Genomic DNA, 13,191 nt, shown 5'->3' on the forward strand with positions numbered 1-13,191 from the left:
CGTCTAGTTCGTTTTTCTGAGAGGAAGCCATCATGGCGAAGCTGAGCACCGCCGAGCTAATCGACGCCTTCAAGGAGCTGACCCTCCTCGAGCTGTCCGAGTTCGTGAAGGAGTTCGAAGAGGTCTTCGACGTGACCGCCGCCGCGCCGGTCGCCGTCGCCGCCGCCGGCCCGGCCGGCGCCGCTGCCCCGGTCGCCGAGGAGCAGGACGAGTTCGACGTCGTCCTCGAGGGCGCCGGCGACAAGAAGATCCAGGTCATCAAGGTCGTCCGCGAGGTCGTCTCCGGTCTGGGCCTGAAGGAGGCCAAGGAGCTGGTCGAGGCCGCTCCCAAGGCCCTCCTGGAGAAGGTCGACAAGGAGGCCGCCGAGGCCGCCAAGGAGAAGCTCGAGGCTGCGGGCGCCAAGATCTCCATCAAGTGATTCCGGGCGCGTGAGCGCCTGTGCACCACCTCGAGAAGGGGCGGGCATCCACGCGGATGCCCGCCCCTTCCGTTGTGTCGGAGCACTCGATGCGTCTCCGCTGGTCAACGCCGCTTTTCGCGGTGATCCCCTAGGAGCGGTGTCCGATTGGCCCCGGGTCCCTAAATCGCGGTTTCGGGGCTCGGGAGTTCTGCGTCGTTGCCCCGAATGGACTACCGTGCCTGCAGTTGCCGATCACGGCGGGGTGACGATGGAACCAGGGCTGGCCAGAAAAGAAAACTGGTGAGTAACCTGTTCGCACTCAGCTCGTTGCACCTGGTTGACGCGGGTTCTCGGGGCGCCGAACCCGCACCCGCCGCCGACGTGGGTGGCATGGGTGTGGCAGCGGGCGCAATGACGCGGAACAGCTCCTGGAGGTGCGATGGGTGCCGAGGTGGTCATCGAAGGTCTGACGAAGTCCTTCGGTAAGCAGGCCATCTGGCGGGACGTCACGCTGACGCTGCCCCCGGGCGAAGTGTCGGCGATGCTCGGTCCGTCCGGAACCGGCAAGTCGGTGTTCCTCAAGTCGATGATCGGCCTGCTCAAGCCCGACCGCGGCCGCTGCGTGATCAACGGGGTGGACATCGTCACCTGCTCCGAGCACAAGCTGTACGAGATCCGGAAGCTCTTCGGCGTCCTCTTCCAGGACGGCGCGCTGTTCGGCTCGATGAACCTCTACGACAACGTCGCCTTCCCGCTGCGCGAGCACACGAAGAAGTCCGAGACGGAAATCCGCCGGATCGTCCTCGAGAAGCTCGACATGACCGGTCTGAACGGCGCCGACAAGAAGCTGCCGGGCGAGATCTCCGGCGGTATGCGCAAGCGCGCCGGCCTCGCCCGCGCCCTGGTGCTGGACCCGGAGATCATCCTGGTCGACGAGCCGGACTCGGGCCTCGACCCCGTCCGCACCACCTACATCTCGCAGCTGTTCCTCGACGTCAACGCGCAGATCGACGCGACGTTCCTGATCGTCACGCACAACATCAACCTGGCCCGCACGGTGCCGGACAACCTGGGCATGCTCTTCCGCAAGGAACTGGTCATGTTCGGCCCGCGCGAGGTGCTGCTGACCAGCGAGGAGCCGGTCGTCAAGCAGTTCCTCAACGGCAAGATGCAGGGCCCGATCGGCATGTCCGAGGAGAAGGACCACGCCCAGATGGCCGCCGAGCAGGCGATGTTCGACGCCGGCCACCACGCGGGCGGGGTCGAGGACGTCACCGGGGTGCCGCCGCAGATGCAGACGACGCCGGGAGTGCCGACGCGGATGGGCGCGGTCCGCCGCAAGGACCGCGTCATGGAGATCATGCACCGGCTGCCGCAGGCCGCGCAGGAGAGCATCATCGCTTCGCTGAGCCCGGAAGAGCAGCGCCACTACGGCGTCAGCCCGCGGCTGGTCGCGCAGGCCCAGCAGCAGCAACAGCAGCAGGTCCCGGCGGGCGCCCGGCAGGGTGACGGCGTCCCGAACCAGCACCACGGCCAGCTGCCCGCCGACCAGGTCGCGCGCATCCCCGGCGGCCAGCCGCCGAGACCGGGCGCGCACCGGATGCCACCGCCGCCGAACAACGGGCCAGGTGGCCGGTGAGCTCTCCCGCTTCACAGGCGAAGATCCCCGGGATCGGCATGCTCCGCGAAACCGGGAACCTGTTCGCCCTCGGCCTCGACATCGTTCGTGGCATCTTCCAGCGCCCGTTCCAGCTGCGGGAGTTCATCCAGCAGTCGTGGTTCATCGCGAGCGTGACCATCCTGCCGACGGCCCTCGTGGCGATCCCGTTCGGCGCGGTCATCTCGCTGCAGTTCGGCTCGCTCGCCCGTCAGCTGGGCGCGCAGTCCTACACCGGCGCGGGCTCCGTGCTCGCCACCGTGCAGCAGGCCAGCCCGCTGGTCACCGCGCTGCTGGTGGCGGGCGCGGGCGGCTCCGCCGTCTGCGCCGACATCGGCGCGCGGACCATCCGCGAGGAGATCGCCGCGATGGAGGTGCTCGGCGTCTCCGCGGTGCAGCGGCTGATCGTGCCGCGCACGCTCGCGATGATGCTGGTCGCGCTGCTGCTCAACGGCATGGTCAGCGTCATCGGCGTGCTGGGCGGCTACTTCTTCAACGTCGTGCTGCAGGGCGGGACGCCGGGGGCGTACCTGGCGAGCTTCTCCGCCCTCGCGCAGCTGCCCGACCTGTGGGTCGGTGAGCTCAAGGCGCTGATCTTCGGGTTCATCGCCGCCGTCGTCGCGTCCTACCGGGGGCTCAACCCCTCCGGCGGCCCGAAGGGCGTCGGGGACGCGGTGAACCAGTCGGTGGTCATCACGTTCCTCATGCTGTTCGTCGTGAACTTCGTGATCACCCTGATCTACCTGCAGATCGTGCCCGGAAAGCTGGACTAGCGCCATGACGTTCCTCCAGGGCGCCAAGCGCGTCGCCAACCGACCCCTCCAGACGCTGGACACGCTGGGCGACCAGATGTCGTTCTACGGCCGCGCTCTGCTGTGGACGCCGCGGACGCTGCGCCGCTACACGAAGGAAGTCCTCCGGCTGCTGGCCGAGGTGAGCTTCGGGTCCGGCTCGCTCGCCGTCATCGGCGGCACGGTCGGGGTGATGGTCGGCCTGACGCTGTTCACCGGTGTCCTCGTCGGCCTCCAGGGCTACTCGGCGCTGAACTCGATCGGGACGTCGGCCTTCACCGGCTTCCTGACGGCGTTCTTCAACACGCGCGAGATCGCCCCGCTGGTCGCCGGCCTCGCCCTGAGCGCCACCGTCGGCGCCGGGTTCACCGCGCAGCTCGGCGCGATGCGGATCTCCGAGGAGATCGACGCGCTGGAAGTCATGGGCGTGCCGAGCCTGCCGTACCTGGTGACCACGCGGATCATCGCCGGGTTCGTCGCGGTCATCCCGCTCTACATCATCGGCCTGCTGAGCTCGTACCTCGCGTCACGACTGGTCGTGATCTACATCTACAACCAGTCGGCCGGTACCTACGACCACTACTTCGACCTGTTCTTACCACCGCAGGACGTGCTCTATTCGTTCATCAAGGTGCTGATCTTCAGCGTCTTGATCATCCTGTCGCACTGCTACTTCGGGTACCGGGCGACCGGCGGCCCGGCCGGCGTCGGCGTCGCGGTCGGCAAGGCCGTGCGCCTGTCCATCGTCACGGTGTCGATCATGAACTTCTTCATCGGGTTCGCCATCTGGGGAACCGACGTCACGGTAAGGATCGCGGGATGAGGACGCTCCGACGCAGGCTGCTCGGCCTGCTGCTCATCGCCGTGATGGTCGGCGGGGTGGCGCTGTCCATCGCGCTCTACGACAAGGCCTTCACGCCCGTCGTCACGGTCAAGCTCCAGGCCGACAAGATCGGCAACCAGCTGATCAAGCAGTCCGACGTCAAGGTGCGCGGGCTGATCGTCGGCTCGGTGCAGGACATCGTCGCCACCGACCACGGCGCGGAGCTGACCCTCGCGCTCAAGCCGGAGTCGGCGAAGCTGATCCCGGCGAACGTCTCGGCGCGGTTCCTGCCGAAGACCCTCTTCGGCGAGCGGTTCGTCTCGCTGGAGATCCCGAAGGACCCATCGGCGAAGACGCTGGCCAGCGGCGACGTCATCCCGCAGGACCGCACGTCGAGCGCCATCGAGCTGGACCAGGCGTTCGAGCACCTGATGCCGGTGCTGCAGGCGGTGCAGCCGCAGAAGCTGTCGGCGACGCTCACCGCGATCTCGACCGCGCTGCAGGGCCGCGGCGACCAGCTCGGCGACACGCTGACGCAGCTGGGCACCTACATCGGCGAGCTGAACCCGCACGAGCCGGAGCTGCAGCACAACCTCAAGGCGCTCGCGGAGTTCTCCGACCACCTGAAGGACGCCGCGCCGGACCTGGTGCAGAGCCTCGACAACCTGAGCACGACGACCCGGACCGTCGTCGACCAGCAGCAGAACCTGTCGAACCTCTACGGCAGCCTGACCCAGGCCTCGGTGGACCTGCAGACGTTCCTGCAGAACAACAAGGAGAACATCATCTCCCTCGCCGACACCGCCCGGCCGACGGCCGAGCTGCTGGCGAAGTACGCGCCGGAGTACCCCTGCGTGATCTCCCAGATGGCCGACAACGTGCCGCTGATCGACCAGGCGCTGGGCAAGGGCACCAACCAGCCCGGCCTGCACGCCACGATCGAGATCATCGTGCCGCGGGCGCCGTACCAGGCGGGCAAGGAAGAGCCGCGGTTCGACGACAAGCGCGGCCCGCGGTGCTACGACATGAAGGACCTCCCGAAGCCGTTCCCGTCGGAGCCGCCGGACGGCGCGTTCCAGGACGGCACGAAGCACCAGACCGCGCCGAAGACCGTCGGCGACGGCCTCAACCCGGCCAAGTTCAAGGCCGACGCGGCCGGTGGTGGCAGCGGAGGCGGCGACAGCGCTGATCAACTGGCTTACTCGCCCGCGGAGCAGGGCTTCCTGGCCGACCTCCTCGGCCCGCAGCTGGGCATGAACTCCGCCGACGTCCCGGGCTGGAGCTCGCTGCTCGTCGGACCGCTCTACCGCGGGGCGGAGGTGACGGTGAAGTGAGGGGACTGCTCGCACCGCTGATCAAGCTCGGCATCTTCGTGGTCGTCACCGTGCTGTTCACGACGATCCTCGGGATCAGCATCGCCAACATCAACACCACCAGCACCAACGCCTACAAGGCGCGCTTCACCGACGCGACGCTGCTGCTGCCCAACGACGACGTCCGCATCGCCGGCGTCCGCGTCGGGCAGGTCAAGGACGTCAAGATCGTCGACAAGCGCCAGGCCGAGGTCGAGTTCGAGGTCGACGCCGGGCGGACGCTGCCCGCCGGGGTGACCGCGCAGATCAAGTTCCGCAACCTGGTCGGCCAGCGCTACGTCTCGCTCGGCGAAGGCGACGACAGCACCGGCAAGACCCTGCAGCCCGGCGGCACGATCCCGCTGGACCGCACCACCCCGGCGCTGGACCTGACCGAGCTGTTCAACGGCTTCAAGCCGCTGTTCACCGCGCTCAACCCGGACGACGTCAACAAGCTGTCCTACGAGGTCATTCAGGTCCTGCAGGGCGAGGGCGGCACCGTCGAGAGCCTGCTGTCGCACACGGCATCGCTGGCCACCACGATCGCCGCCAAGGACCAGGTGATCGGCCAGGTCATCGACAACCTCAACTCGGTGCTCGACACGGTCAACGCGCACACCCCGCAGCTCAACGACCTGATCGTCAAGCTGCAGCAGCTGGTGTCCGGGCTGGCCGCCGACCGCAAGCCGATCGGCGACGCGATCGAGAGCCTCGGCAACCTGGCCGAGACGACGTCCGGCCTGCTGGGTGACGTCCGGGAGCCGCTCAAGAACGACATCAGCGCCCTCGGGAACCTCACGAACCAGCTCAACAAGAACGAACCGGAGCTGGAGCACTTCATCCAGTTCCTGCCGACCAAGGTGAGCACGCTGACCCGCACCGCGGACTACGGCTCCTGGTTCAACTTCTACGCCTGCGAGTTCTCCGGGAGCGTCAGCTTGCCGCCACTGATCAACGACGTCGCGCTCCCGTTGATCCCGGTCAACCGGGAGAGGTGCACGGGATGAAGTCCTTCCAGAAGCGCAACCCCGTCCCGATCGCGCTGGTCGGCATCGCCGTCCTGGCCCTCGGGTTCATCGCCGCGCTGAACTCCGAGGACCTGCCGGTGATCGGCGGCGGCACGACCTACTCCGCCGAGTTCAGCGAGGCCTCCGGCCTGCAGGTGGACAACGACGTCCGGGTCGCCGGCGTCAAGGTCGGCAAGGTCAGCGACATCGAGCTCGACGGCGCGTCGGTCAAGGTGTCATTCAGGGTCAAGGACGCCTGGCTGGGCGACCGGACCAGCGCCGCGATCAAGATCAAGACGCTGCTCGGCCAGAAGTACCTGGCGCTGGACCCGCAGGGCCAGGGCTCGCTGAACCCGGGGAACGCGATCCCCCGGGACCGCACGATGGCCCCCTACGACGTGCTCGACGCGTTCCGCGGGCTGTCGCAGACTGTCGACGACATCGACACCAAGCAGCTGGCGCAGAGCTTCGACACGATCTCGCAGACCTTCGCCAACACGCCCGAAGACGTGCGGGGCGCGCTGTCCGGGCTGTCGAAGCTGTCGGACACGATCGCTTCGCGTGACACGCAGCTGTCGAACCTGCTGGCCAACACGCGCGAGGTGTCGCAGACGCTGGTCGACCGCGACGCCGAGGTGCAGAAGCTGCTCACCGACGGCAACAAGCTGCTCGACGAGCTCTCGAAGCGCGAAGACGCGATCACGTCGCTGCTGAACGGCTCCCGCGAGCTGGCGACGCAGCTGCAGGGCCTGATCGACGACAACGGCAAGCAGCTCGACCCGGTGCTCACGTCCCTGGACCAGCTGACGTCGATGCTGCAGCGCAACCAGGACTCGCTCGCCCAGGGCATCGCGAAGTTCGCGCCGTTCATCCGCGTCTTCACCAACACCATCGGCAACGGCCGCTGGTTCGACAACTACATCTGCGGCCTGGTGCTGCCGTCGTTCGGCCCGATCAACGAAGAGGGGTGCTACACGAAATGAGTGACACCCGCTTCGGAACGGCCCTGACCCGGGGCTTCACCATCGCGATCGTCCTCGCGCTCGTCGTCGCCGGCGGGATCTGGTGGACCCTCAAGGACGCCGGCCGCAACCACCTCACCGCGTACTTCGCCGGCGCTGTCGGCCTGTACGAGGGCAACAGCGTGCGGATGCTCGGCGTCGACATGGGCACGGTCACCAAGATCCAGCCCATGGGCAACCAGGTGAAGGTCGAGGTCGAGTACGACCGCTCGGTCGCCGTCCCGGCCGACGCCAAGGCGCTCATCGTGGCGCCGTCGCTGGTGTCGGACCGCTACGTCCAGCTCGCCCCCGCCTACACCGGCGGCCCGCGGATCTCCGACGGCGCGGTCATCGGCCTCGACCGCACCGAGGTGCCCCTCGAGGTCGACCAGCTGGCGGCCAGCCTGACCCGGGTCAGCGAGACCCTCGGCCCGAACGGCGCCAACAAGAACGGGTCGCTGTCGAACCTGCTGACCACCGCGGCGGCCAACGTCGACGGCAACGGCCAGGCCCTGCACGACACGATCACCAAGCTCGGCCAGGCGGCCGGGACGCTGTCGGGCAACAAGGACGATCTGTTCTCCACCGTGGAGAACCTCGGCAAGTTCTCGCAGACGCTGGCCGACAGCGACAAGCAGGTCCGCAGCTTCGAGAGCCAGCTCGCCGACGTCAGCGGCTACCTGGCGTCCGAAAAGGACAACCTCGCCGCGACCGTGCAGCAGCTGGGCACCACGCTCACCTCGGTGCAGGCGTTCATCGACCAGAACCACGACCGGCTCAAGTCCAACGTGGACAAGCTGGCCGGCATCACCAAGGTGCTCGTCGACCAGCGCAGCTCGCTCGCCGAGATCCTCGACGTCGCGCCGGTCGGCCTGAGCAACCTGGTCAACACCTACAACGGCTCGGCCGGCACGCTCGACGCCCGGCCGAACCTCAACGAGCTGACCCAGCCGCCGCTGGTGATGATCTGCCGGCTGCTCAAGCAGGCCGGCAAGGGCATCCCGGACGTGCTCGGCAACGCCTGTGAGGGCATCGCCGGTGTCGTCGACGGGATCGTCCCGCTGCCGTCCCTGGCGCAGACGGTCCAGGCGCTGCAGGCGGGCCAGCTGCCGCCGCTGCCGCTGCCCATCGCCGGGCAGCTCTACGGAGGTGGCCGGTGAGGAAGCTGCTGAGCGTGGGAGCGCTCGTGACGGTGTCCGCGCTGACACTGTCCGGCTGCGCCTTCAACGGCATCTACGACCTGCCGCTGCCCGGTGGCGCCGACCTCGGCGACCACCCGTACACGGTGAACGTCGAGTTCCGCGACGTGCTCGACCTGACCCCGCAGGCCGGGGTGAAGGTCGACGAGGTGCCGGTCGGCCGCGTCGAGAACGTCGGGCTCACCAAGGACGGCTGGCACGCGCTGGTCACGCTGCGGGTCAACGGCGACATCAAGCTGCCGGCCAACGCGATCGCCAACGTGAAGCAGTCGAGCCTGCTCGGCGAGAAGTACGTCGAGCTGGCCTCGCCCGGCGACGACCAGGCCCAGGGCAAGCTCGCCGACAACGCGACCATCCCGCTGGCCCGGACCAACCGCAGCGTCGAGGTCGAAGAGCTGCTGGGCGCGCTGTCGCTGCTGCTCAACGGCGGTGGGGTCGACCAGCTCAACACCATCACCAAGGAGCTCAACAACGCCACGTCCGGCCGCGAGCCGGACATCAAGGCGCTGCTGGACAACGCGAACCAGCTGGTCACGAACCTCGACCAGCAGTCGCGGAACATCACCCGGGCCATCGACGGGCTCAACCGGCTGTCCTCGACGCTGAACGGCCAGAAGGACAAGCTGGTCGGCGCGGTCGACAACCTCGGGCCCGGCCTCGGCGTGCTCGAACAGCAGCGCGGCCAGCTGGTCACCATGCTGCAGGCGCTGGACAACCTCTCCGGCGTCGCCACCGACACGGTCAACCGGTCGCAGAAGGACCTCGTCGCCGACCTGAAGGCGCTGACCCCGACGCTGCAGAAACTGGGCGAGGCGGGCAACGACCTGCCGAAGGCCCTGCAGCTCCTGCTGACGTTCCCGTTCAGCGACCAGGCCGTCAACGGCGTCAAGGGCGACTACTTCAACCTGTACGCGAAGGTGGACCTGAACCTGAAGACCGTCGTCGAGAACCTGGGCAACAGCCGCCAGAACATCCTGTCCGGGCAGCTGCCGCTGGCCGGGCTGACCGGCGGCACCGAGGGCGCGGCGGGCAACCCGCCGCTGCCGATCCCCGGGGAGAGCGGCCAGCCGCGGTCCGGGCAGTCGAAGCCGGGGCTCGGTAACCTCTTCGGGCTCCTGTCGGGAGGTGCGGGCTGATGCTGGTTCGCCGGACGAAGATCCAGTTGATCGCCTTCGCGATCATTTCCGTCGTCGCGATCGTCTACGCGCTGATCCGGTTCGCCGGGCTCGGCACCGTGTTCGGCAACGACGGCTACACGGTGAAGCTGCAGCTCAACGAGTCGGGCGGCATCTTCACCAACGCCGAAGTCACCTACCGCGGCTACAACATCGGCCGGGTGGGGGAGATGCGGCTGACCCCGACCGGGCTCGAAGCCGACCTGAACATCGACCCGTCGGCGCCGCAGGTGCCCGCGGACCTCGACGCGGTCGTCGCCAACCGGTCGGCGGTCGGCGAGCAGTACGTCGACCTCAAGCCGAAGGCCGACAAGGGCCCGTACCTGGCGGGCGGCTCGGTCATCCCGGCGGCGAAGACGACCACCCCGGTCAGCACCGACCGGCTGATCGGCGACCTCGACTCGCTCGCCGCGTCGGTCCCGGTCGACTCGCTGCGCACGGTCGTCGACGAGTCCTACGACGCTTTCCGCGGGACCGGCGGCGACCTGCAGAAGCTGCTCGACACCGCGCGCAGCTTCACCACGACCGCGCAGGAGTACCTGCCGCAGACCATCCAGCTGCTGGAGCAGGGCGGCATGGTGCTGGACACGCAGAACGACCAGGCGGCGAACTTCGCGTCGTTCAGCAAGAGCCTCAACGAGCTCACCGGCACCCTGAAGAACTCCGACGGCGACCTGCGCAAGCTCATCGGCATCACGCCGCAGGTGGCGACGCAGATCAGCCAGGTGCTGCGGGAGTCCGGCCCGGGCCTCGGCGCGCTGACGGCGAACCTGCTCACCACGGCCAACCTGACCGTGACCCGGCTGGACGGCATCGAGCAGGGCCTGGTGACCTACCCGGCGCTGGCCGGCGCGGTCAGCAGCGTCGCGCCGGGCGACGGCACCGCGCACCTCGGCCTGGTGCTCAACCTGTTCAACCCGCCGTCCTGCACGAAGGGCTACATCCCGTACTCGCAGTTCCGCACCGGGGCCGAGACTTCGCCGAGGCCGGCGAAGGAGGACGCGTACTGTGCCGAACCGAAGGGCAGCCCGATCAGCGTCCGCGGCGCGCAGAACGCGCCGTACGGCGGGGTGCCGGTCGCGCCGTCCGGCGCCGACGTGTCGGCCAACGCGAACCGGCCGGCGGAGGAGCTGGCCGAGGAGCGCGACACCCGGGGTGTGCCGGGCATCGTCGGCAGCCCGGGCGTCAGCCTGACCAGCCTGGGTTCGCTGCTCGGCCTGGCCTGACGTGAATTTGATGACCGTTACCTACCCTGGAGTGCTATGAGTTCGGACGAGCCGGCCGACGTGGCGGTCAAGGAGCCCGAAGCGGCGCCTGCGGCCGGCGGGACGCTGCCGAAGGAGCCGTCCTCGCGGATCCTGGTGCTCGGCGCCGCGGCGCTGGCCCTGGCCGCGCTGATCGCGGCGGCGATCTTCGGCGTCCAGTGGTGGATGGCGGCGAACGACGACAACGCCGACCTGGCGGCGTCGCGCGAGGCCGTGGTCAAGGCGGGCACGAACGCGCTGAAGGCCTACACCGAGGTCGACTACACCGACCTCGACGGCTTCTTCGCCCGGCAGAAGTCCGTGTCCGACGACAAGATGTCGCAGCAGATCGACCAGTCGGCGCCGACGTTCCGCAAGGCGCTCGCCGACGCCAAGACGAAGGTCGCCACGGACGTCCAGGACATCGCCGTCGAGGAGCTGGACGACCACGAAGGCAAGGCCAGCTTCCTCGCCGCCATCGCCACGACCGTCACCCAGGGGGACAAGAGCAGCGCGAAGCCGCTGCGCCTCGAGGTGTCGATGACCCGCGTGGGCGAAGACTGGAAGCTGTCCGGCATCGACAGCGTCCCGCTCGTCGCGGCCGGCCAGTAGCGTCACCGAGAAGGAGCTCGTAGTGCCCCCCTCCCGCCGCCAGCCGCCCACTCCGCCGTCGCGCCGGCCCCGCGTGGCCGGTCTGCGCAAGCCTCCGGCGGACGAGTCCGCCGCCGAGCGGACCGGCCGGCTCCCCGCGGTCCCGGCCAAGCCGCGGCCCCGCCCGGCACCGCGTCCGATGCCGCGGCCGGTCGCCAAGCCCGCCGAGTCGTTCGAAGCCGCGAGCGGGCAGCTCGACACGGCGCCGTCCGGGTCGTCCGGGTCGTCCGCGTCGTCCGCCGAGGACACTCAGGTGTTCGCAGCGGTCGAGGACGAGCCGAAGGTCGACGCGCTCACCGGGGAGCCCGAAGCCGAGCCGGTCGACGAAGAGGCCCCGGCGAAGCCGGCCCCGCGACGGAAGAAGCGCGACACGGGCATCGCGAAGCCGACGGACGAGTCCGAGGTCCCGGTGGCTTCGGCGGAACCGTCGAAGCCCGCTGTCGCGCAGGTCCAGAAGCCGTACGTGGTCGCGGGCGCGCTGGTGCTCGTCGCGCTGGTCCTGGGCGGCCTGGCGTTCTGGTTCAAGTCCGAGGAGGTCGCCGTGTCGCAGGCGACCAGCAACACCGCGCTGCTGGACGTCGCGAAGACGGCCCAGGTCAAGGACGCCGTCTCGAAGGCGGCCGAGGCGCTGTTCTCCTACGACTTCAACAACATCAAGAAGACCGAGGACGCGGCGAACGACCTGCTCGCCAACGACGACGTCAAGAACAAGTACAACTCGCTGATGGGCGAGGTGAAGCGGCTCGCGCCGGCGCAGAAGATGATCGTGACGTGCAAGGTGACGCGCGCGGCGGTCATCATGCTCAACGGCGACCTGGCGAAGGTGATGGTCTTCGTCGACCAGACCTCGACCCGCACGGACACGAAGAAGACGACCGCGGGCACCGCCCAGCTCCACCTGAACGCCCAGCTCCAGGGCGACAAGTGGAAGATCACGGACATGGACACGTACAACGCGCCCAAGGTCCCGGCGGCCACCCAGGCACCGGCGTCCTCGGCCCCGCCGGCGTCCCCCTCGCCGACGAAGTAAAGCTCTGCCGACCGTGGCCCGCCGCCCTCGATCCGGGGTCGCGGGCCACGATCGCGTCCGGCGGCGATGCCGTGAATGAGTCATTCACGGCGTTGCAGGACATGAATGGGTCATTCACTGCGTTCGGAGCGTGAGTGGCGACCTCGCCTGACCGGTTCGTCCGGTCCGCTCACGCGGGCCCGCAGCGCTCCACGTCCGGCGGAGGCCCGACGGATCCCCATCGGCGCTCCGCGTCCGGCGGAGGTACGCCGGCATCGCCCCGCGGACGGGCTCCTCCGCGGGACCCAAGCCCCCTCTCGCGCCCGCGCGAGCGGCGTGGCCCGGCAGCTCCCTCCAGCGGGCCCGCCCAGCGCCAGCGGCGGCCCTACCGGGCGCGGTACGCCTGCGACGCCTGATGCCCGTGTGACACCCCCGAAGCCCGCCCTGGCCGGTTACCGAAAACCTCCGCGACACGCCGCCAACGGCCGAACCGGTGCCGTCCGAAGTGGCCTGGAGCACACCTCCCGGCGGGGTCGAAACAGGGTAAACACCCAGGTCCACCCCCTGCTACTGGCGCTACCGGCCAGTAGCTGGAACACTATTCGGCCGCTCACGCTCCGCTGACCTTCTTCAACGCTGCGCCAACCGGCGGGACCCCCGTGTGGCATCTTGACTCTCGGGCCCGGTGGGTTCACGCTTACTCCCGAACGGCGAAACCGGCGGCCCTTGCGGGAGGGACAACCGGCTCGCCTGGAGGCATACCTGAAGACGTCGCGAGGCAGGCTGGGCCCCATCGGGAGCGCCCCCTGGACAGACCGCGCCGTTCGGGCTAGACTGCCTCTTTGCGCTGCCCTCTTTCAGGCTGCCCGGAGCCGGTAGTT

Annotated in this window: 12 protein-coding genes; all 12 read left to right on the forward strand. The window is 68.9% G+C overall.

The window, feature by feature from the left end; translation table 11 throughout:
• Positions 1–32: 32 nt before the first annotated feature.
• The 12 genes from rplL to ACZ4TR_RS38380 all read left to right on the forward strand — a co-directional run bounded on the left by rplL (position 33) and on the right by ACZ4TR_RS38380 (position 12,331).
• On the forward strand, positions 33–419 hold the full coding sequence (rplL, locus tag ACZ4TR_RS38325) for a 50S ribosomal protein L7/L12 (RefSeq protein WP_364370873.1): 387 nt from the start codon (positions 33–35) through the stop codon (positions 417–419).
• 421 nt (positions 420–840) lie between these two features.
• Positions 841–2,040, forward strand: coding sequence for an ABC transporter ATP-binding protein (locus ACZ4TR_RS38330; protein ID WP_465293062.1), 1,200 nt, complete (start codon positions 841–843; stop codon positions 2,038–2,040).
• A 38-nt stretch (positions 2,041–2,078) separates the two neighbouring features.
• Entirely contained in the window at positions 2,079–2,831 is a 753-nt protein-coding gene (locus ACZ4TR_RS38335; protein WP_364514573.1) for an MlaE family ABC transporter permease, read from the forward strand.
• 4 nt (positions 2,832–2,835) lie between these two features.
• Entirely contained in the window at positions 2,836–3,672 is an 837-nt protein-coding gene (locus ACZ4TR_RS38340; protein ID WP_284747835.1) for an MlaE family ABC transporter permease, read from the forward strand.
• Positions 3,669–5,006, forward strand: a complete 1,338-nt coding sequence (locus ACZ4TR_RS38345; RefSeq protein ID WP_465293064.1) for an MCE family protein — start codon at positions 3,669–3,671, stop codon at positions 5,004–5,006. The genes ACZ4TR_RS38340 and ACZ4TR_RS38345 overlap by 4 nt, the downstream gene beginning before the upstream one ends.
• Positions 5,003–6,031: an MCE family protein gene (locus tag ACZ4TR_RS38350; protein ID WP_465293065.1), complete on the forward strand. Its 1,029-nt coding sequence runs from the start codon at positions 5,003–5,005 to the stop codon at positions 6,029–6,031. The genes ACZ4TR_RS38345 and ACZ4TR_RS38350 overlap by 4 nt, the downstream gene beginning before the upstream one ends.
• The gene (locus tag ACZ4TR_RS38355; protein ID WP_465293067.1) at positions 6,028–7,014 is read left to right on the forward strand and encodes an MCE family protein; all 987 of its coding nucleotides are present in this window, start codon (positions 6,028–6,030) and stop codon (positions 7,012–7,014) included. Before ACZ4TR_RS38350 ends, ACZ4TR_RS38355 begins: the two co-directional genes overlap by 4 nt.
• The gene (locus ACZ4TR_RS38360; RefSeq protein WP_465293069.1) at positions 7,011–8,192 is read left to right on the forward strand and encodes an MCE family protein; all 1,182 of its coding nucleotides are present in this window, start codon (positions 7,011–7,013) and stop codon (positions 8,190–8,192) included. Before ACZ4TR_RS38355 ends, ACZ4TR_RS38360 begins: the two co-directional genes overlap by 4 nt.
• On the forward strand, positions 8,189–9,367 hold the full coding sequence (locus ACZ4TR_RS38365; RefSeq protein ID WP_364514406.1) for an MCE family protein: 1,179 nt from the start codon (positions 8,189–8,191) through the stop codon (positions 9,365–9,367). Before ACZ4TR_RS38360 ends, ACZ4TR_RS38365 begins: the two co-directional genes overlap by 4 nt.
• On the forward strand, positions 9,367–10,632 hold the full coding sequence (locus tag ACZ4TR_RS38370; protein ID WP_465293070.1) for an MCE family protein: 1,266 nt from the start codon (positions 9,367–9,369) through the stop codon (positions 10,630–10,632). Before ACZ4TR_RS38365 ends, ACZ4TR_RS38370 begins: the two co-directional genes overlap by 1 nt.
• 36 nt (positions 10,633–10,668) lie before the next feature.
• A complete protein-coding gene (locus tag ACZ4TR_RS38375) occupies positions 10,669–11,262 on the forward strand; it encodes a hypothetical protein (RefSeq protein ID WP_465293072.1) in 594 nt (197 codons plus the stop codon).
• A 73-nt stretch (positions 11,263–11,335) separates the two neighbouring features.
• Positions 11,336–12,331, forward strand: a complete 996-nt coding sequence (locus ACZ4TR_RS38380) for a hypothetical protein (protein ID WP_465293113.1) — start codon at positions 11,336–11,338, stop codon at positions 12,329–12,331.
• Positions 12,332–13,191: the final 860 nt, after the last annotated feature.

It is taken from the genome of Amycolatopsis sp. NPDC028719 (assembly GCF_055565395.1).

What these genes read in the sequence shown, in the direction of transcription:
- ACZ4TR_RS38330 (WP_465293062.1), top strand. Translation starts at nt 841, where the DNA reads ATGGGTGCCGAGGTGGTCATCGAAGGTCTGACGAAGTCCTTCGGTAAG.
- ACZ4TR_RS38335 (WP_364514573.1), top strand. Translation starts at nt 2,079, where the DNA reads ATGCTCCGCGAAACCGGGAACCTGTTCGCCCTCGGCCTCGACATCGTT.
- ACZ4TR_RS38370 (WP_465293070.1), top strand. Translation starts at nt 9,367, where the DNA reads ATGCTGGTTCGCCGGACGAAGATCCAGTTGATCGCCTTCGCGATCATT.
- ACZ4TR_RS38360 (WP_465293069.1), top strand. Translation starts at nt 7,011, where the DNA reads ATGAGTGACACCCGCTTCGGAACGGCCCTGACCCGGGGCTTCACCATC.
- ACZ4TR_RS38355 (WP_465293067.1), top strand. Translation starts at nt 6,028, where the DNA reads ATGAAGTCCTTCCAGAAGCGCAACCCCGTCCCGATCGCGCTGGTCGGC.
- ACZ4TR_RS38375 (WP_465293072.1), top strand. Translation starts at nt 10,669, where the DNA reads ATGAGTTCGGACGAGCCGGCCGACGTGGCGGTCAAGGAGCCCGAAGCG.
- ACZ4TR_RS38340 (WP_284747835.1), top strand. Translation starts at nt 2,836, where the DNA reads ATGACGTTCCTCCAGGGCGCCAAGCGCGTCGCCAACCGACCCCTCCAG.
- ACZ4TR_RS38345 (WP_465293064.1), top strand. Translation starts at nt 3,669, where the DNA reads ATGAGGACGCTCCGACGCAGGCTGCTCGGCCTGCTGCTCATCGCCGTG.
- rplL (WP_364370873.1), top strand. Translation starts at nt 33, where the DNA reads ATGGCGAAGCTGAGCACCGCCGAGCTAATCGACGCCTTCAAGGAGCTG.